The sequence below is a fragment of the Bathymodiolus thermophilus thioautotrophic gill symbiont genome (assembly GCF_003711265.1).
Lineage (GTDB): Bacteria > Pseudomonadota > Gammaproteobacteria > PS1 > Pseudothioglobaceae > Thiodubiliella.
The window spans coordinates 338,479-360,904 of record NZ_CP024634.1 but is presented as its reverse complement, the minus strand read 5'-3'; the positions used below and the strand labels follow the sequence as shown (position 1 = coordinate 360,904).

The following is a 22,426-nucleotide window of genomic DNA, read 5'->3' as shown; positions in this document are numbered from 1 at the left end:
GATGTTACTGTTAGAAACAGTATCACACATTAGTTGATGGAAAAAAGCAGATTGGCGCAGGATTAACGCTTTTTGTCGTTCGCTATCATTTTAAACAAAGCAAAAAGCAAGGCGCTTATGTCATTTGCAATCAGCGAAGTTTATTTCAGACTTTAAAGATTTGATAAGTGCGTTTATGAGAAAGTATTGGACTAAATGGCGATAACGCCCTTTACTTTATTACTTGCTAAATCCTTTGAATTTATAATTTCCAATATTTTTCTTGTAGGCGTTCCGTAACTCTTTGAAAGTTTTTGCACGGTAATTATAAACTTTATATTTAACAAGGCAGTTAATGTGGCCTTTCTCACACTTTAATGATAAAAACTTCATGTAGAAAACATCCTTACCTTTTATCCCTACGCCATAATAACTATTTTTTCGATACAGCCCTTTTCTTTCCATAGGCCTTTTGTTTTCATTAAGTGCCATTTTTAACTCTGAATCTTCAAGCACTTGATATGATTTATATTGAGAATTTCTGTTGGTAATATAGTTGTGATGCGTAAAAAATATTTTTGGCTTTAACTGCTCATCGTTAAACAAATCCAGAGGAGGGGTGAATACATGTATAAATACGCTATGGTTTTTATCTATATATTCCTGTGTGTCATTCGTAAATACTTGGTTAGAAAAGACAAAAAAACGATTGTTTTTTATCTCTTTTGATTGCAATTTAACCACCCTATCTTCCCATTTTCCTGGAATTTTGATAAGATTACGCAAATCACAACCAAATCTCTTATAGTCTTTTTGCGCTAAGTCGTGCTGCGCTTTTGATTCCTTTTTATCTAATAAGTTTTTATGCCTATTTTTAATTTGATTAAGCATCAAACAAGCATTATTATAATCTTCAACTGATTTATACTTTTCAACTTGATGAAACAACTTCTCACTATTTGGATATACTTTTTGCGTCTCTGAAGTTGTCGTGCATCCATATAAAAAAAGTACAACTAACGCTATGTAAATAATCTTATTCATTTCTTAAAACCTACAACGGTATTTCATTAATTTTCAAAGCGGGTATTTTAACCTATTAATAGAGGCCTTTTATTCAATTTTCAAAAATAAAATGAATAATATAGTGCTTATAATCACCCAAGTATTGGTGGTAAAAATACCTGTGCTACTTATTGACAGCTTGGGTATTTTTACTGTTAATACTTGGGATGAGGATGGGTGTTAGATTGTTTGTTTTGCTTTTTAAAAATGGTATTATTCATTGCCACTAAAGTATTTACTTATTCACAAACCCTGAGAATATACTTAGAAGTTTAAGGGCAAATAGGGTTATTTCACGCATTTATTAGGCAACTGATTTGCTTTCTGTTATAATTTTTTGCTGGTATTAAATTTGAATTACTTTCAGTTGATTTTTTTATCTAAAAATCAAATATTTAGGATAAAAATGCAATTAAAAATAGATAAAATTTGTCTGTTTTTTATAGGATTTGTTTTTAATGTTGCAATATAAGGAAATGTATCCTTATGATAATAGTATAGGAGTATAAATGAGAACAAAGCAAAACAGAACAAAGACTTTTATTCTTATTTGTGTATTCGCAAATTTGTTTTCTGCTCATCAAGTATCTGCATCGGATGATGTCTCTATTGGCACTAAAATAGCAAACGATTATAGTAATTTTTATGCCAAAGAACGCCTCATGAGAATGGGCGCTGGATTTCTATCAATGGGCATTATAGCAAATTCAGAAATGGATGTAAATCTCCAAGACTGGTATCAAGATGAAGTGCGAAGTAATGCAACCGATAGTTATTCAAAAACCGCTAAATTTTTTGGCGAAGGAAAGTATTTATTGCCTATTTCTATATTGGCAAGTAGTGCATACCACTTTAATTCAGAGTCTGAAATTGGTAACTGGGGATTAAATTCAGCAAGAGCTTACGCTGTAGGCCTACCCACTATGTGGATGATGCAAAAGCTTACAGGGGCATCAAGGCCTAATGAATCAAGGGGCTCTAAATGGAGGCCTCTCAACGATAACAATGGTGTGAGTGGACATGCATTTGTAGGTGCGGTTCCATTTTTAACTTTAGCGCAAATGAATGACAATAAATTTATCAAATATGCGCTTTATGCAACATCTACCCTGACAGCATGGTCAAGGGTAAACGACAATAGCCACTACACCAACCAAGCAATACTCGGTTGGCAGATGGCGTATGAATCTGTAGGGTCTGTTTTTGACACCAATGAAAAATCAGAAAAAATCTCTTTTACCCCTCTTATTGGCAATGAATATTACGGCATTAATATTAGCGCAAGATGGTGATATTTAAGCATAACAAGGCAAGTACACTCGGCTGTCAAAAAAGTGTCATCGGTTCTTTGCTTGGCTTTTTTTTTCAGCGCTAGGCGACCAATAAAAGCAACCAATGATTTTGGCGACAACAGTGTTTTTAGATCTTGTTGTAGGTAGGTCCGATACAATGAGACCTTTGCATAAATTATGGATGATTAGCAAAATTCAATTTTTGCCCATTTGGTAATTTCCTTAAACCTTGTCTTAGCAGAGCTAAGGCTGGGTTTAAAAAATTACCAAGTGGGGAAAGTGGATTCTTGATGATTATTCATATTTTATACAAAAGTCTCTAAATTATATAAATTTCACTCCTCTTGAATGGGCAAATTTTGCTTGAATTAAAAATAAAATTCACCTATTAACTAATTCTTAATCCTTTGAACCGAAGTAGTGATTTGCTCTATAATAGTGCCCTCTTTAAGTATTAACCTAATTTTAAGAATAAAATGCAGCCAATTATAAAACCTTTTTTATTCAGTGTGTTAATTTTTAGTAGTTTCAATGTATTTAGTCTTGAACAATGCTTAAGTAATAAATCAAGCAATAAATTAATCTGGATTGCTCACTCAATACACACTGAAAAAAATACATGTGAATGTCAGGTTGGATATTCTGGTGACGCTGATTTTACCTCCACTCCCAATGCTCAAAATCGCTTTAGCGGATCATGTGTCCAAGACATTAACGCAGAAACCAATGCATGGACAAGCCCCTTAGCCATTAGTGGCATGACAATTGGTGCGGGTGCCGTAGTAGGTGGTGGCGCCTATTTAGGGTATAAATTTTACCAATCTGCCTCACCCAATAGAGCATGGATGAATACAAGGTGGCAGGGGTCAGAAACGGATTATTTAGGCGATAGCAATATTTCCAGCTATGAGCTAAAAGGTTCGATGGATTTACAAAATTTAACAGACCGAACTTCTCTTGATTCCAATTTTGAACTTCAAGTAGAAACACTTCCTGAGAGTTCTTTGGTAAATTCTGGAATTGAAGATTCTTTGCCTACTCTGAAATATAGCACTATTGGTAAAGTAAATGTGTTGGTTGATTCGGATGATCGTTTACTTGCCACATGGGATAAGGTCGGCAATAAATGGAACCCTGCTAGGGGTGCTGAACGATGGAGATTCAGTGAAAAACTTGGGTATCGAGTTGTTTCTAGGGGTGGGAGTGATTATCTTAATCCAAATACGAATAGTTTCCAATCAGAATTACCCCCAGAGGATCCGTGGAAAGGGAGTGCAGATGAATATATGGATGCCCTTGGAGAAGAGCGCACCTTTGATATAGAAGGTGTTGGAGATCGACTTCCTCTGGAAGCACAACATGTTGCTAAGAATCCAGATTTTGAGCTTCAAGTTTCTGAATCTAGACAATACTATCCTTCAAAAACTAGAATGGCATTTTCTGTAGATCAAGAAGATGCTGTACTAGTTGATAAGAATGATCGTTTACTCGCTGAGTGGGATTCTGTGAATAAAAAATGGGTTCCTGCTGAGGGTGCTGAACGGTGGAGATTTAGTCAAACCGCAGGACACAGGGTTATCGCCAAATCTGATACAAATTATTACAATCCAAATACGCAAAAATTTGAAGAGATACCCCAAGACGAGATAAAACCATGGGAAGGCTCATCCAGATCCTATCGTTTTAGCAAGGGTATTGCTGGTCGTGAATTAAAGGGTGCCGGCGAACCCATGGAAAATTTAACAGACGACATTACGAATGACAATGATGTGGTTCTACAGCAAGAAAGTTCTATTACTTTCCGCTCGCAAGGAAAATATGGGGGCGATGTTCGCATGATGCACAATTCTGATACTGGCGAAAATGTGTTGGTTGATAAAGAAAATCGTTTACTATCTGAGTGGAAAGATGGCGAGTGGAAGAGTGCTGATGGCGCCGAACGGTGGACTTATAACAAGAAATTAGGTTACAAGGTTATTGCTAAAGATGAAGATGGAGAAGTTTTTTTGAATCCAAATGAGTATAAAGCTGAATGGACAAAAGAAGGCGCGGAAACCTGGAGTGAAGATGTTGCTGGCCCTAGTGGTATTGACACAAACGCTGCAGCAAATACTGTACGCAGCAGCAAAAAGATAGTATTTCATAATCAGGTAAAGACACAAACTGAATCTGGAGAACTGGAATATGAGCCTCTTAGAGATGCCAAAGTTGGAACTAAAAAGCCCCTTAAAGCATTGCCAGAAGAGGAAGAATTAGAAGAGATAGATCTCCAAACTTTTTCTGACTCTAGAGCCAAGGCTAATCATGGCTTTGAAGAGGATGAAACATGCCTTTAGTTAAGTATTTGCCAAAAATCACCTATATTTATTTTTTTAATGGAGTTTTGCAATGCAAATAATTAAATTGCTGATAACCAGTTTACTGGTCTTTTCCCTTAATGTGAATTTATCCGCTAATCAGACCGATTCTTCTGCGTCAAATGTGGATTTTTCAGCAATTGGCAAGAGTGAAAATATTGCAGAAACGAGCCATATAGTGGTAAATAACTTAGAAGTAAATAAGTTTGTAACAAGGCTTTTTAAAGACTCTCATTTATATATAAAATGGTTAAAAACCCTTGAAGAATCAATAAGAATCCAAGATGATTTCAAAATTATGGATGATTTTTTAACTGCCAATAATTGTAATCTTTGTACTTACAAAGAAGTTATTTATGCAATTGAAGCACTAAAAACCAAACATTTGATTTTTTGGACTGGAGACTATCGGACGAATCTAATAAGCAATAATGGCACTGGTAAAAAATTAGACTTGATTATAGATAAGCATGTTAAAACTAGATTTAATAACATAGACGGCGTTTCTTTCCACATAGATGGCAAGGCTGTTTTTGGCGCAATATTCAAAGATCGCAAGCTCACTTGGGATTATGGCACCAATATGCAATTTAATGAACACAAAGGCAGCATTACTTTTTCTGAGGTTATTCTGAATGGTAAATATATTGGCCATCAGTTCACTGGCACACTTATTAGAAAAATAGCCACTGAAGAAAAGGCGGAATCTTTTATTGGTTTTGCATCTGTTACTGCATTTGGAGCAGATGCCAATAGCAATTCTGACGATGGTAATTCAGGTGGTGGCTCTGGCAATGGTAGTTCAGGTGGCAACTCTAACGATGGCAGTTCAGGTAGTGGCTCTAGTAATGGCAGTTCAGATAGTGGATCTAATGGCTCTGACAATGGTAACTCAGGTAATGGATCTGATAATAATTTGAATTATGTTGACCCTGTTAACGAGGTAATGAGCATTGGTTTTATTAATTATCCAACCAAAAAATTTGGCACTCAAGTATGGACTACTGAAGATATGCGCCATTTCCCAAGTAAGGTTGGCGCTGGCTTTCGGAGTGACTTGCACAAAAATGGCGATGAATTCAAATATTATGATTGGAACGCCGCTATGAATGGAGAAACTGCAGAAGGTGCACAAGGAATTTGTGCACCGGGCTGGCGTGTTCCAACAGACCAAGATTGGAAAACATTAGAAGCCTTTCTGGGAATGACAGTCGCCATGCAAGATAAAGATGGCGAGTATCGTGGCACGGATCAAGGTGCCCAACTTTTGGCAAATGGCTCTAGTGGCTTTAATGCTCACTTGTCTGGATACAATGCAAGTGACAGAACCCAAAGCCAAGGTTATGGCGTTGGGTTTATTAGCTCTACCAGCGTCGCTACCAATGATATTCATTATGTTAGTCGTTACATAGGTAAATCAGTTAACCTTGTGCGTTATATCGTACTTAAACAAAGTGCTTCATCATACAAAAGGTGGTCGTTTTCTGAAGTTGAAGCAATGGTAGATGGCACCAATGTTGCCCTTAATCAGTGGACAAGATTCAATGGCTCATATATGTATATTAATTATGGGTTTATCGGTGTTAGTAGAAGATATAATTCAGACATGGAGAAATACGCAAGAACTTCTGTGACGGATGGTTCGCTACAGACAGGCCTTGGTTTTAAGCGTACTAATAATTCAGATAGGCTTAGGAATGATTGGCCAGGCGGTGGACTCACAGTATCCTCTAATGGCACATTAGAAATTGATTTGGGTGAAGAGTATTCGCTTGACAATATCAATATTAAAGCATTTTCACCGCCCGCCCTCAATAATGGCTACTTAGTTAATAAAAATTTTGAAGGTGAGCAAATAGCAGTATTCATCTCTCAACACTTTTTGGATCCCAAAGAAACAGTCACAGAATATGAAGAGAATCCTGCTTTTCAGAAAATCTTTTATATTAAAAATGCTGATTCCAATTCTTCAATAAGCATTCCAATGCCTTTTCCTCGTCAATCTATGTTTCTAAATACACCGAATGCTTCTAAAATGATATGGCGCGGTATTGGGGCAAAATCAATGGGTAGTCTTGTGCGTTGTGTTAAAGATAGCAATGACGCCAGCATCTCTAATAACACCCCTAAAAAATTAATGCTCAAGGTTGGAAAACCAATGACTCCGCTTGCATTTGGCGACACAGCAACATCAGTATCTAAAAACTGGTCTATTAGCCCAGCACTTGATAATGGCTTGGCGTTTGACACAGCAACAGGGATTATGTCGGGCACGCCTTTAGCTGTTAAAGGGGCAACTAATTATCTTGTTAAAACTGTTGATGATTCACAAGCAGTCTCTCCTATTGCCATTACTGTTACTGATGGTTCAATAATGATTAACAGTGTTCAGATCACAGGTGAAAGTATTGTCAATGTTGGCGATAGCGTCCAGTTTAATGCAATTATTAACCCTAGTTATGCAAGCAATAAAGAACTTATTTGGTTTATTGCTGGAGAAGCAGGCAAAGCAACCATTGATAAAACAGGAAAATTGACTGCACTTAGTTCGGGCAATGTTATGATAATCGCAACTACGGCTGATCGCAGTGCCACTTTTGGCACATTTGCCGTTTCTATTGCTGAGCAAGAAGGCACAGTTGAGCATAACGGTGAGCATTATTCAAAAATTACTTCTGGCAAAACAGGCAGGGTTTGGTTAGACAGGAATTTAGGCACTTCTCAGGCCTGTACTTCTGTTACAGATACTGCTTGTTATGGTGATTTATATCAATGGGGAAGAGGACCTGATGGACATCAATCAAGGGGTTCAGCGCCCACTTTAACCGACACTAGGGCAACAAGCATCACACCTACCGATGGAAAATTCATCATTAACTCCGATGATTGGACTGCACCGGGGGTTGATGATTCAGGCAAAAGTCGGCAACTTGCATGGATGAATAGCAACACCAATATTTGCCCAACTAACTTTAGTTTGCCAACATTAGAGGAATTAAAGGCCGAAGTTAACGACAGTCCGCACGCAGCGTTGAATATTTCAAACTTAAAATTACCTCTAAATGGCTTGCGTAACAAAGCAGGTCAATTGCAATTCGTAGGAACTCAAGGTAATTACTGGACTCGAGATATAGTTGAATCAAGCGGGTTGTCTAAAAATCTTGTTGTTAACAATGATGACACTTATGCGTTTTCCTCTCATACACGCGCCACAGGCTTAGGTGTTCGTTGTATTAAAAACCTCTCACCTTTCATTAGCCCCAGCGTCAATAGTTTGAATGCGACTGTTGGCGTGGCTATTGCACCTATTACATTTACCAATCTCGGTCGCATGGCAACTCAGTGGGAAATTATCCCTGAATTAAGAGCCGGTTTTTCTTTTGACAAAAAAACAGGTACAATTTCAGGTGCACCAAGTGAAGAAATGTCTGCAATACGCTATCGCATCACGGCTAGTAATGCTTTTGGTGCTGATACAGTCTGGGTGCGCATTACAGTAAGTCCCATCCCAATATTGACCGCTAATATTCAAATAAAAGCCTCTAAGGTTGCATTAAAGATCGGCGGTAGCATTCGGTTAAATACTATTATTAGCCCTAGTAATGCTAGCGATAATGGTGTTTCATGGTCATCATCAAATGTGAATCTAGCAACCGTTGATAATACAGGGCTTGTAACCGCTAAGGCTCATGGGAGGGTATCAATTTTTGTTCGTGCCAATGACAATCCAACTGTTTTTGATGCGGTAACGGTTACTGTTGCAGAATACTATTTTAAGGGTATGGCCTATAATTCTATTGTTTCCCCCAAAACTGGCAGAGTATGGTTAGACAGAAACTTAGGCGCTTCTAGGGTTTGCAGGACTAGCACAGATAGAGATTGCTTTGGTGATTTTTACCAGTTTGGGCGTGCTGCGGATGGGCATCAAATACGCAAACTTCATTCTCCTTGGAATTATCATCTAGGTAGAAACTCAATTGTAGCAGACTCCAAGATATTCTTTGTCAAATATGACGACTGGACGAGTGCAGATGACTCGGGCGAATTACGCAACGAAGCTTGGGGTTATGGGGGCATTAATAGCATTTGTCCAATAGGTTTTTCTGTGCCTAGGGAACAAGAATTAAAGGACGAGAAAGTAGATGCTAACTCAACTGTTTTTGAAAATTTCTTAAGGTTACCTAAGGCAGGTAAGCGCAGCTATAAAAGTCCGCATGTATCGGATCTTTCATTAGTGCTGGGTGTCGGTATCTCTGGTTTTTACTGGAATAGAACCTCTTCTGGCTTCAAGACACGAAATTTAAGTTTTACAGATAAAAAGGCTACCTTTGAAAGTGCTTTCCGAAGCATGGGTTTGAGTGTGCGTTGCATACAAGATTTAAAATATAAAGATGTGAAATATCACAGAGCCCCAATGGAAGTTTCTGGCATTAAATACAAAACCATTAAAATTGGCGCTCAAATATGGACAACTGAAAATATGCGTCATGGCACTAACAACTATAAACATGGCGTATATTCTTATAATAATCAGGCAAGCAATGATATTCTTTATGGTAAATATTACTCTCAATCTGCTGCCTTGAGAGGGTCAAACAGTTTTTCAGGCAATCAAGGAATTTGTGCGGCAGGCTGGCATATTCCAACAGACAATGATTGGAAAATCTTAGAGATGCACTTGGGCATGGATAGAGCCGAACAAGGCAGGCGATGGGCGTGGCGTGGCACTAATCAAGAAGGTACTCAACTTAAATTATGGGGTGGCAGTGGATTTGATACGATTATGGCTGGTAGGGTTGAAGATAATAGCGATGGTGGACATTCTACGCTTAAAGATAAAGAGGCCTTTTTCTGGACTTCCTCTGAGAATAATTCATTTAAGTCGTTAAAAAGCTCATTGTCTCGAATTTATCAAGGCACCCTTAATTCGGATGCGCATGCTTTTAGTGTACGCTGCATAAAAAATAACCCAAAACCAATGAAAATAAACTATTACCAATATTCAACTGTTGAAATTGGCAACCAAACATGGACAGCTGAAAATGTAGATTACAAGGCAACCTCTTATTATGGCCTTAATTATGGATTGTATCGCTGGGAAGACGCCATGAACGGCTCTAAAACTGAAGGTGCACAAGGCGTTTGTGCAATAGGCTGGCATATCCCAACGAATAATGATTGGAAAGTCTTGGAGGCGTATTTGCATATGAGTAAAGATGAGCGAGATATGCGATGGGCGTGGCGTGGCAATAATCAAGGTTACCAACTTAAGAAAATGGGTTACACTGGGTTTAATGCACTTATGGCTGGTAATAGAGAAAAAGAGGGTTCTATACATGCGCTTAAAGGCAAAGAAACCTATTTTTGGACTTCTAGTCGTAGTGCTGAGACCCCTTCCTTGGCTATATTTAGATCGTTAAAAAGCACATCATCTAAAATTTATAGCGGAACCGATACGGGCAATTATCAGCTTAGTGTACGCTGCATAAAGGATGAAAACTAAATACCTGTCTATTTTTCCTAATCAAAAAAATAGACAATATTTCTTTTACACCCCTTGCTTTGTCATTCCAAGCGTCGCAGAAAAACCTTTATTAATCGCACAAGGTTTTTTTTAGTTATACCATTTTCAAAAATAAAATGAATAATATGAGGCCTTTGCATAAATATGGCTTAATACTTGGGATGAGTGCCAGATTGCTTAGTTTCTTTTTGAAAATGGTATTGCCCCCCCTAAAATGATAGGTTTTTTTTGTGATAATTAACAAAAACAGAAAAAGTTAGCAATTCTTACTTTTTTTAAAAAAATTGAATCTTGGATTGGGCAATTTTTTTTCTAAAAATATTTACACTGCCAATGGCTGTGCAAATGTTCTCAATCCAATCTTGGTTGGGGTTATAATAATCAGCAATCTAATATTAACAATATATTTATGAATATTTTCTCTCTGAGAAAGGGCTTTTCTCGCATTTTACTCGCAGGTATTGTTCTCACTACTTTATCAGCACACGCCTCTATTACTCGTTTTATTCCAGGTTTTGTGGCTTCTCAACCAATTGCCATCCCTAATATTCATTTAATAAATACAAACATTGTAGTTACGAAAATAACAGGCAAACTTGGAGGCAGTTGGATCAGTACTGATTCACCTAATTTTACTGCAATAAAATTAGCCAACAATTCATTCTTGGCTCAAATTACCACAAGTGCCCATAAAAAAGGTGTTTTTTTTAAAATAGAGGGTGATCATATAAAAGCAACCGAAGCCCGTTATTGTGTGCTCTCAAATTGCCAAAACCGTAATGTAGCTTTAACCGATACTCATGTGACTATAGCTAGGAGTCACAGAATAGGTGCATACGGCATTCTCGATCTTACTTTATCAATAACCTATGTTCGTTCTGACGATCATTTTATCCCAGGCTTTATAGCCACACAACCTGTTGCCATTCCTAACGCCTATTTACTAAACGCAAATAATGTAGTTACAAAAATAACAGGTAGGTTTGGTGGCAACTGGGCAGGTGAACATTCGCCTGATTTTACTGCCATAAAATTAGCCGACAATTTATTCTTGGCTCAAATCACCACAAGTGGACATAAAAAAGGTGTTTTTTTTAAAATAGAGGGTGATCACATAATGGCAACTGACGCTCGCTATTGTGCGCTCTCAGATTGCCAAAACCGCAATGTAGCTTTAACTGACACTCATGTAATTGTAGCCAGTAGTCAAACCGTGGGTGCTTATGGTATCTTTGATCTTGTTTTATCAACCACTCGCTTTAATCCTGGTAGTCATTTTGTCCCTGGTTTTTTAACCACACAATCGGTTACCATTCCTAACGCCCATTTACTAAACGCAAATAACCTAATTACGAAAATAACAGGCAGGTTTGGTGGCAGCAAGATAGTGGACATTAATTCACCTAATTTTTCTGCAATAGAATTAGGTAACAATTCATTCTTGGCTCAGATCACCACAAGTGAACATAAAAAAGGTGTGTTTTTTAAAATAGAAGGTGATCAGATAAGAGCCACCGAAGCCCGTTATTGCCCTCTCGTAGATTGTCAAAATCGCAATGTGGCTTTAACTGATATTCATGTAACTGTAGCCAGCAGTCAAACCGTAGGTGACTATGGCATCTTTGATCTGATTTTATCAACAACTCGCTTTAACCCTAACGAGCACTTTATCCCAGGTTTTGTAACCACGCAACCGGTTGCCATTCCTAATGCCCATTTACTCAACGCAAATAACGTAGTGACGAAAATAACGGGAAAATTTAGTGGCAATTTGATGGAAGCTAATTCGCATAATTTTACTGCAATAAAATTAGGTAACAATTCATTTCTGGCTCAAACCACGACAGATATCCGTAAAAAGGGCGTATTTTTTAAAATAGAGGGTGGTCAAATAAAGGCAACCGCCTCTCGTTATTGCTTTCTCACAAATTGTCCAAATCGCAATGTGGCTTTAACTGACACGCATGCAACTGTAGCCAGTAGTCAAACAGTAGGTGACTATGGCATCTTTGATCTTATTTTGTCAACAAGTTATTTTGTTCCAGATTTTATAACGACACAACTTGTTACTATTCCTAATCTCAATTTGTTAAATACAAATAATACCATTACACAAATAACTGGCAAGCTTGGTGGTGCCTCAATAGGCACCCCAATCGACTTTACTGCAATAAAATTAGGCAACCATTCATTCTTGGCTCAAACCACGACAAATAAGTATAAAAAAGGCGTATTTTTTGAAATGGAGGGCAATCGCATAAAGGTAACACAAGCTCGCTATTGCCCCCTCACAGAATGTCAAGAACGCAACTTATCCTTAACCGACCATCGTGTAGCCGTAACTAGTAGTCAAACGGTTAGTGGGTACGGTATTTTTGATCTCATCTTATCAACAACTTACGCCAATCAAAATTATGACACTCGCTTGGTTCGGGGGTTTGTCACTACGCAACCTATTACTATTCCTAACCCTAACTCAATAAATGTAAACAGAAAAATTATGCAGATAACAGGCAGACTTGGCGGTGGATCCATAGGTGCCAATTCGTATAGTTTTACGGCAATAGAATTAGGCGACAATTCATTCTTGGCTCAAATCGACATAGGTCAATATAAAAAAGGCGTATTTTTTAAAATCAATAATAATTCTAAAATAGTAGCAACCTCTGCTCGTTATTGTTCCACCTGTCGAGAGCGTAATTTAACCGCCGCCGATTCTTCTATAGTGATAGCTGGTAGTCAACCAGCTGATGGATACGGTATTTTTGATCTTGAATTGTCAACCAATCATGTTGGCCCTAACAGTCATTTTATTCCAGGCTTTATCACCACACAACCTGTTAGCATCCCTCAATTCTATTTAATTGATACCAGTAATGTAATTACTCGTATAACAGGCAAGCTTGGTGGCATTTCAATAGGCGCTCCAGTTGATTTTACTGCCATAGGATTGGGTAACAATTCATTTTTAGCTGAAACCATCAGCGATGGTTATAAGAAAGGCATCTTCTTTGAAATATATGACAATACCAAAATAATGGTAACTGCCGCCCGTCGTTGCGTCCTCACAGTGTGTCAAAAACGCAATCTGTCTTTAACTGATGCCCCTATAACCATAGCCGATAGCCAGGCAGTTGATGGGTATGGTATCTTTGATCTTACTTTATCAACAACACATATCGCCCCCAATGAATACCTTGTTTCAGGCTTTATAACCACTCAACCTACCGCTATTCCAAATAATCCTTCGATAAATGCAAGTAATATAGTAACCCAGATAACAGGTAAATTTTCCAGTTCCTCAATAGATAATTTCACTGCCATAGATTTGGGCGAGAATTCATTTCTGGCTCAAATTATTACTGATACTCACAAAAAAGGTGTCTTTTTTAAAATAGATAATGGCAATATAATGGTAACTGAAGCCCGTTATTGCCCTCTCATAAAATGTCAAAATCGTAACCTAGCTCTAACCGATCCCTCCTTAAGCATATCCACTAGTCGAGCATCTAACGGATACGGCATCTTTGACCTTGCTATATTAACAACGCATATTAATGCCAACGAACACTTTGTCTCAGGCTTTGTAAGCATCCGATCTGTTGCCATTCCTAAGGGTTATTTGATAAGTAAAACCAATATAGTTACGCATGTAACAGGTATGCTTAGTGGCAGTTCAATAGGCATCCCAGTTGATTTCACTGCAATAAAGTTAGACTATAATTTATTTTTGGCGCAAACTGTGACGGATAAGTATAAAAAAGGCGTCTTTTTTATGATAAGTGACAATAGAGTAATGACCATTGCAGCCCGTTATTGCTTTCTCGCAAACTGTCGAAACCGCATAGTAACTTTAGCCGACTATCAAATGAATATTGCCAGTAGTAAAACAACTTCTGGGTATGGCATTTCTGATCTTATTCTATCAACAACCCGTATTAATGCCAACGAACACTTTTTTCCAAGCTTTGCAAGTTCGCAACCTATTGCCATTCCCAATAGCCATTTGATCAATAAAAACAATATGGTTACCCACATAACAGGTAAGTTTAGTGGCGCCACAGCAAGCGCGCCAGTTGATTTCACTGCAATAAAATTAGACTACAATTCATTTTTAGCGCAAATTGTAACGGACAAATATAAAAAAGGCGTGTTTTTTGCAATAAACAACAATAGCGACCTAGTCATAACTGCAGCCCGCTATTGTCTTCTTACAGAATGTCAAAATCGCAATGTGGCTTTAACTGACCATCAAGTGCATATTGCCAATAATAAGAACGCTTACGGGTATGGCATCTTTGATCTTATTTTGTTAACAGAACACGCTACTGTAAACACTAAAAATCGCTTTATCCCAAGCTTTGTAGGTGAGCAACCTGTTGTTATTCCTAATATAAATATAAACTATATTGTTTCTAAAGTAACAGGCAAACTTGGTGGCAATTCAATAGGTAGTCCAGATGAATTTATTAATTTTACTGCAATAAAGTTAGGTGAAAATTCATTTTTGGCTCAAACTATTACAGGGGCGCATAAAAAAGGTGTCTTCTTTGAAACACGCAGTAATGGCACAATAGTAACGACTGCTGCTCGTTATTGTTCCCTCACAGAATGTTCAAATCGTAATGTGGCTTTAACTGATTCCCACCAAGTCATAGCTGGCAGTCAAAAATCTGATGGATACGGCATCTTCGATCTAATCTTATCAATAGTACCTGCTGTTGTTAGCCCTACCACACATTCTATCCCAGGCTTTGTAACTAGCAACCCTACTGCTATTGAAAAAATTTCTTATATAACGGGCAAATTAGGAGGTCGTGCAATAGGTAATCCCGTTAACTTTACTGCAATAAAGTTAAGCGAAAATTCATTCTTAGCCCAAACCACGACAAGTGGGCATAAAAAAGGTGTGTTTTTTGAAATAGAGGACAACAAGGTAAAAGTAACCCAATCTCGCTATTGCCCTCTCTCACGCTGTCGAAATCGTAATGTGGCTTTAACTGATAATTTTCAGTTTGTAGCCACTACTAACGATAGCGATGGCTACGGTATCTTTGATCTCGTTTTAACCCATTCTGATTCTCGTATTTCTTCCATTCCAGGCTTTGTTACCACTCAACTTATTGCCCATTCACCGATAAGCGAGCTTACCCAAATAACAGGTAAACTTGGTGGCGGTTCGATGGGTATTAACTCATATGACTTTACTGCGATAAAGTTAGGTAATAATTCATTTTTAGCCCAAATTACCACAAGTAGGCATAAAAAAGGCGTCTTCTTTACCATAGACAGCAATGGCAAAATAAGGGTAACTGGGGCTCATTATTGTGAACTTACAGACTGTCGAAATCGTAATGTGGCTACCTCTGACAATTACACAAATATAGCCACCAATCGAACAGTTATTGGCTATGGAATTTTTGATTTAAAGATTGCTTCATTGACTAACTTAGCCTTTAGAAAAGCCGTTGAGCAATCCAGCACTCTTGATAATTATGTTGCTTCGAAAGCAGTTGATGGCAATACCGATGGCATCTCAAACAACAAAAGTGTTTCCCATACCAAAAAACAAAAAGGCGCTTGGTGGCAGGTTAATTTAGATGGAATTAAACTTATTAAATCCATTCGTATCTTTGGCCGAACCGATTGTTGCAAAGATAGACTTTCTAACTATCGAGTAAGTATTTCTAACAATGCTGGCTTTGCAACCACTACTTACCAACAAGATTTTCATGTATTCCCCAATCCAAAACAAATGATTAATTTAAGCCTTCCAAGTGTACAAGGTGGCTATGTTAGAATTCAATTATTAGACGACAATTACCTTTCTTTAGCAGAAGTGCAAATAATGGGCTCCGACATGATACCAGCAAAGAAATAATCACACCAATAAGCAAGGTTTTAGCAGATTTATAAAAGCAATAAAGTCGTGTTTTAAGGCTAACCATTTTCAAAAATAAAATGAACAATAGGGCGCCTATAATCACCCAAGTATTAGGCATAAATATCGAATAAAGTGCAAATTTTATTCAGTAATTTTTTATAAATAAGTGAAAATTGACCTTGGGAGACCTTTGCATAAATATGAATGATTGGCAAATTGTTTGTTTTATTTATGCAAAGGTCTCATTGACTGCAAGTACGGAAAATATCACCCAAGCATATAAATAGCCTTAGCCCAACATTGGTTAGGTTATAATGGTGCGCAACCCAATTTTATTACAAGAAACTTATGACTGTTTTTTTTCGTGTTTTGTTGATAAGCGTTACTTTTGTTGCTTTATCAACACACGCTACCACTCGTTTTATCTCAGGCTTTGTAACCTCTCAAGCAATTACTATTCCCGATGTTGATTTGGCACAAAACAAAAATGTGGTTACTAGAATAACCGGCAAACTTGGTGGCAGTTCAATGGGCACCAAATCACCTAGTTTTATTGCAACAAAGTTAGGTGAAAATTCATTCTTAGCTCAAGTTGATGCGGGTCAACATAAAAAAGGTGTATTTTTTAAAATAAACAGCGATTCTCAAATAGTAGCAACCGCAGCCCGTTATTGCTCCCTCTCAGAATGTCAAAACCGAAATTTGTCGATTGATGATGAGCGCTCAACTATCGCCAGCAGTCAAGCAACTCCCGGATATGGTATCTTTGATTTAACGATTACCCTGTTGGGAAATCTAGCCTTTAATAAGAATACTGCACAATCTAGCACTTATAATGATAGCCCCTCTTCAAGAGCAGTTGATGGCAATACTGATGGCATTGAGAGCAACAAAAGTGTTTCCCATACCAAAAAACAAAAAGGCGCTTGGTGGATGGTTAATTTAGGCGGCACCAAATTTATTGAGCAAATTCGTATCTTTAATCGAACCGATTGTTGCAAAAATAGACTTTCTAATTATCGAGTAAGTATTTCTGATAATTCGAATTTCGTTGTTTACCAACAAGACTTTAAGTTTTATCCCAATCCAAAACAGATTATTGATTTAGGCATACAGCATGTGAAAGGTCGTTATGTTAAGATTCAATTGTTAGACACTAATTTTCTTTCTTTAGCAGAAGTGCAAGTAATAGGTAGTAGCATTTATTTAACAGGCTTCCATTAAAAACAAAAGAATTTCTGTCGACACTATAAAACCAAAATAAGTAATATATATTTTATTTTGATTAAAGGTGTAACCATAACAACCTTTGCCAGTCAGTCAAAAAAAACATCAGCCATCCCTTAATTCGCTACAAAAAAATACACCCAATTGAACTTATACCATTTTCAAAAATAAAATGAACAATAGGGCTTGTAATCACCCAAGTATTGGCACCAGATTATTTGGTTTATTTTTAAAAATAGTATTGGGTTGAACTCGAGTTTTTATCTGATGGGTGAAAAGGTTTTTCTGGGTTAAACCATTGTGCCAACTAAGGCTTGTGCATTTTTTTTAATCTCTATTTTTTGGATTGGCGTCCAACGAATCCAACCTAATTATAACAAACGATGTTATAATTACAGCCGAGAAATTTAATTTCTATTATCAGAGACCTGTGTATAGATATGAGTAATCATCAAGAATCCACTTTTCACCCACTTGGAAAATTTTTAAACCCTACTTTGGTCTTGCTAGGACAGAGTTTAAAGAAATCACCGATATGGAATTTTGCTAACCATCCATGCTTATACAAAAACCCCTATCGAGCAAGGCACCTGAAGTTTGGTAACTTTATATTTTAGATTTATAAATTGTAATTAACTTAATAGAGCAATATATGGCATTAACAAATTTTAAACTTCCAACCTTGGCTTCGGTTGCTTTACTCACATTTAGTCTCAATGTTTTTTCCGCAGGCATTTGCACACCCAATAAAAATGAATTTCAAGATAAGTTTTCAGAGCAAGAAGAAACCAATCTAAAGTATCAAAATGCTCGTGAAGAAGGCACTTTCCCAGAAACAAACGAAGAATATGCCGATTTTGCTAATGGAAATGTTGAGACTTTAAATGCTAACTCAGAACTAGGCGTAGAAGAACTAACGGGAGAAGCATTAGATTCAACTGAAGCTTTAGTAGAAGAAGCGGCAGCTACAACAGCAGAAACATTGGGGGAAGCACTAGGACCTATTGGCATAGTCGTAATGGCGGCAATAGTTATATGGCAAATAGCAGATGTTTTTAGCAATCCAAACTCAACAACACTGGAAAAAGTAAACGCCCTTATTGGTTGGACAAACCCTATTTTAGGCATAATACTCAGTGGATTTGATCGAGCAAACCTTGCTAAAAAGGCGCTCGCAAAAGCCCAGCAAAGAATCTACAACCTTAATCATTTGACTTATTATGAATATGCGTCAGGAGAAAATATAGAAAAAAGAGTATTGGAAGGAGCGCGCCCTGCTTTAGAAACTCTAGTTGATAAAGATGCAATGGCTATCAACAAAATCACACCGGATATCAATGCAAAACTATCCAAAATTTTTCAATCAGAATATTTACGCAATGTTGATTCATTAAAAACATATTTAAAACAACTCTTTGCAAGCAGATGGATTAAAGCCTCTCCAATCTTTAAAAAATTAATTGATTTTATGGACGCATCAAATAATTCAGGCAAGATGATTACCATTGTAACTCAAGATGATCAATGGCATAATTTAACTGATAGCGGCAGAATAGACTCTATTAAAATCACCGGTTTGGACAGCCTCGCCCCAAAAACAAATAACTTTGGCAACGAAATAGAGTTGCTAAATGGCAATGTACTCACGAATAAATCTACGGTGCTAGACAATACTTGGATTATCGGTAACATATCCGACCCCAGTGAATATCTTGCAGACAGCAACCTTACACTTGCAGCACGCTACTTTGTTATTACCTTGAGAAACACGCCTAACTTAGATAAAGGCGTAGAATATCGCGCATACTCTATCTTTAACTCTGACAATATCGCAACACTTATTCATAAATTAACAACAACCACTAATTTTGAAGATGAAGGCTGGACGACTACCTACGATTACACAGCAACAGGCCTTAGAACAGGACCCCTTAGAGTTAGTGTACCCATACCCAGTGTCATCTCCCAACAAACCATTGAATTTTGTGGCATGGACAATAGCATCAACTTTTTAAGAGGCAAAAAATCACGAAAAATCAGCAAGTGTTTAGACGATATCTTTCGAGATTACAAAAGTCACTTTTCTACCTACAATTTAAACCATATTGTTCAAATAGATGTTCCTGGCAAAACAACTATCAACGCCACCTTTAAGGATTTCCTACATACTTATGGTAAATCTTATAACCACCTATTGGCCCAAACTAAAATTAGCACCATCAACAAGTTCTATGCAGCCAAAAAGCCCATCAATGATCAAAGTTGTCAACTCTATCACGATAATGCAAAAAGATTCCTAACCCATGTAGACAGGAGAATGACCGAGGCTGGAAGAAGTGAGTTTGGAAAAGAATATAACATTAATAGCCAAGGACAATCCTTAGATTCAGCATGCTGGAAAAATGAGTGTACAAAATGGGCGCCCATCACTATAAGTAAACTCGGAGGCGGAGGTAAATGCCTCAAGAGAGTCACGCGTTATCTGTGTAGTATAACGACATATACCGGAACAAGAGATCCAGCACTTGATCGAGCATTAAATGATATTCATCAGCAAGTAGATGACGCCCTTCAAACTTGCCGTGATAAAAAAGACAATGCACCTGTCATTTTTGCTAGACAATTAACTGCACAAGGTAATTTTTATCTTGATAAAAACGACTTCAGAGTATTGTTTGAAGAGATTTTTGGGGGCGTGAGAAAAGTATTGATAGAACTATTTGTTAAAGATATCAACAAACACCGTTTGTCCAAAGCGCAAAATACCCAATAAAAGTTACCTACTTCGAAAATCAAAAATTACAGTCGCCCTTTTACTTAAATGGCGTGTGGAAAAATTTGACTTTTCTAAAAATTAACACTTTAGGGTGATTTAAGCATTCTATCCATTGAAGCATAATTGTCTAAGCCTTTGAAAATACTAGACCGAGTAAGGCACCCTAATTATTAAGTTCTTTACCAAGAAACAGCCCTTATAATAAGGCACTAAAAACTGATTTTTAATAAAATGACAAGAAACCTGTTGTAATTTTTTACTAAGATTAAATTTAAATCACACTCAACTTAATTTTTTTACCTCAAAACCACATCAAGTAAAAATGAATAGAGTTTAACTGTTTTTTCACAGTTCCCAAACTCTGCTTGGGAATGTATATCAAGCGTAAAACACAAGCCAACCAAGGTGATTAAAAAAAAATAGAAAACAAGAAATCAGGCAAAAAACTAAATTAAGCCCTAAGAGACCTTTGCATAAATATGGATGATTAGCAAAATTCAATTTTTGCCCACTTGGTGATTTTCTTAAACCTTGTCCTGGCAGGACTAAGGCTGGGTTTAAAAAATTACCAAGTGGGTGAAAAGTGGATTCTTGATGATTATTTATATTTATGCAAAGGTCTCCCTAAGATAAAATCCGAACTCTAAAAGTTTTACCCTTAAGTTTATCATTTTGAATTTTTTTCAACGCTGTTTTAACTAACTCTGAACTAACAGCCACATACGACCAGTTACTACCAACATTAATCTTACCAATTTTGTCACCTGGAATGCCACCTTTTCCCGTCAATCCACCAACAATATCACCGGGACGGAGTTTTTGTTTTTTACCGCCATCAATTTTCAGTGTGGTCATGGTCGGTTTTTTAAGGGGCTTGTCTAAATAATTATCACTTGGCAATGGGTCGTTACAACCTGCCAAATCAATCTCTAAAGCGTCTAATTTACGCATTTCTCTATCGCTATAAAGCGTGCAGGCAATGCCGTACTTCCCTGCTCTGCCTGTGCGTCCAATACGATGGGTGTGCACTTCTGGGTCGTGGGCAATGTTGAAGTTGATGACCATATCTAAATCGTCAATATCCAATCCTCGTGCTGCTACATCAGTTGCCACCAATACGGAGACGCTGCCGTTGGAAAAGCGAATAAGTGCTTGGTCGCGTTCTCGTTGATCTAAATCGCCATGAATAGAAATGGCATAAAACTTATAATAAGCCAATTCATCCGCCACATCTTGGGTGTCATTTTTGGTGTTACAAAACACCAATGCAGAATCGGGCTTGTGCTTTACCAATAATAATCGCAGGGCTATCATACGCTCATCATCTGTATTGGTTAAATGAAAATATTGCTTAATGGTCGATTCTTCATCAACAGAAGATGCTTCAACCACAGTAGGGTTTTGCATCACTCTATCGGTAATAGAGGCGATTTCATCAGGATAGGTGGCGCTGAATAATAAGGTTTGACGATGACTGGGAATTTTTTCAATAATTTGGTCAATGGTATCTTGGAAACCCATATCCAACATTCTGTCTGCTTCATCCAACACCAGCGTATTGATATTGTCCAATTTAAGCGTACCTTTGCGCAAATGCTCCTCAATACGCCCCGGTGTACCGACCACAATGTGTGTGCCGTGTTCCAACGAGCCAATTTGTGGCCCAAAAGGAGTGCCACCACAAAGCGTTAACACTTTAATGTTATGAATGGCTCTAGCAAGTTTACGAATTTCACTTGCCACTTGATCTGCCAATTCACGCGTTGGACATAAAACCAGTGATTGTGCTTTAAATGATGTGGTATCGAGTTTTTGCAACAAACCCAAGCCAAAGGCTGCCGTTTTTCCAGAACCCGTTTTACCTTGTCCAATCACATCTTCACCTGACAAAATAATAGGCAAACTTAATGCTTGAATAGGCGTCATTGATTCATAACCCAAACTGCTGAGATTTTTGAGTAAATCAGGTTTTAAACTTAATGAAGAGAAATCAGTTGAATTCACGGCAAACCCTAAAAAATAATAATGTGTTGAATTTTACGCTCTATGCAATAACATAAGTCTATAATAGTAATTGTCTATTATGTTTGTAATTAGCTCTATCCCCTGAGCCGATAAATAAATAAATAGGATATGAGATGGATTGCTATTGAGCAAGCCCGCCTTGCACTCTCAGAAATTTTCTGCGTGGTGTTGGAAGTGGGAAGCCTGCGGTAATTCTCGACTTTCCGCCTTGAACCTTACTGGTTCAGGTTTTTGCCAATTGCGACATAATAGACCCAAATTCAAAGAATATACCATTTTTAAAAATGGCATTAGTTT

9 protein-coding genes and 1 other RNA gene are annotated in these 22,426 nt (G+C 37.5%); 8 read left to right on the top strand and 2 right to left on the bottom strand.

Going from position 1 to position 22,426, the window contains the following annotated elements; translation table 11 throughout:
* Positions 1–219: 219 nt before the first annotated feature.
* Positions 220–1,023, bottom strand: coding sequence for a hypothetical protein (locus MS2017_RS01165; RefSeq protein ID WP_122950991.1), 804 nt, complete (start codon positions 1,021–1,023; stop codon positions 220–222).
* A gap of 530 nt (positions 1,024–1,553) precedes the next feature.
* Here MS2017_RS01165 and MS2017_RS01160 point away from each other — a divergent pair.
* The 7 genes from MS2017_RS01160 to MS2017_RS01135 all read left to right on the top strand — a co-directional run bounded on the left by MS2017_RS01160 (position 1,554) and on the right by MS2017_RS01135 (position 20,101).
* Positions 1,554–2,336 (top strand): phosphatase PAP2 family protein, encoded by a 783-nt coding sequence (locus MS2017_RS01160; RefSeq protein WP_122950990.1) that lies wholly within the window; start codon positions 1,554–1,556, stop codon positions 2,334–2,336.
* Positions 2,337–2,812: 476 nt separating this feature from the next.
* Positions 2,813–4,672: a hypothetical protein gene (locus tag MS2017_RS01155; RefSeq protein WP_122950989.1), complete on the top strand. Its 1,860-nt coding sequence runs from the start codon at positions 2,813–2,815 to the stop codon at positions 4,670–4,672.
* 52 nt (positions 4,673–4,724) lie between these two features.
* Complete coding sequence (locus tag MS2017_RS01150) at positions 4,725–10,196, top strand: FISUMP domain-containing protein (protein WP_122950988.1); 5,472 nt, start codon at positions 4,725–4,727, stop codon at positions 10,194–10,196.
* Positions 10,197–10,626: 430 nt separating this feature from the next.
* Positions 10,627–16,098: a galactose-binding domain-containing protein gene (locus MS2017_RS01145; protein ID WP_122950987.1), complete on the top strand. Its 5,472-nt coding sequence runs from the start codon at positions 10,627–10,629 to the stop codon at positions 16,096–16,098.
* 351 nt (positions 16,099–16,449) lie between these two features.
* Positions 16,450–17,325, top strand: coding sequence for a discoidin domain-containing protein (locus MS2017_RS01140; protein WP_122950986.1), 876 nt, complete (start codon positions 16,450–16,452; stop codon positions 17,323–17,325).
* 443 nt (positions 17,326–17,768) lie between these two features.
* A complete protein-coding gene (locus MS2017_RS11005; protein WP_158009289.1) occupies positions 17,769–17,945 on the top strand; it encodes a hypothetical protein in 177 nt (58 codons plus the stop codon).
* Positions 17,946–17,980: 35 nt separating this feature from the next.
* Positions 17,981–20,101 (top strand): hypothetical protein, encoded by a 2,121-nt coding sequence (locus MS2017_RS01135; protein ID WP_122950985.1) that lies wholly within the window; start codon positions 17,981–17,983, stop codon positions 20,099–20,101.
* A gap of 627 nt (positions 20,102–20,728) precedes the next feature.
* On the opposite strand, the gene dbpA is transcribed toward MS2017_RS01135, so the two are convergent.
* Entirely contained in the window at positions 20,729–22,108 is a 1,380-nt protein-coding gene (dbpA, locus tag MS2017_RS01130; protein WP_122950984.1) for an ATP-dependent RNA helicase DbpA, read from the bottom strand.
* Between the two features lie 68 nt (positions 22,109–22,176).
* On the opposite strand from dbpA, the gene ssrS reads away from it, so the two are divergent.
* A non-coding RNA gene (gene ssrS, locus MS2017_RS01125) (6S RNA) lies at positions 22,177–22,388 on the top strand.
* Positions 22,389–22,426: the final 38 nt, after the last annotated feature.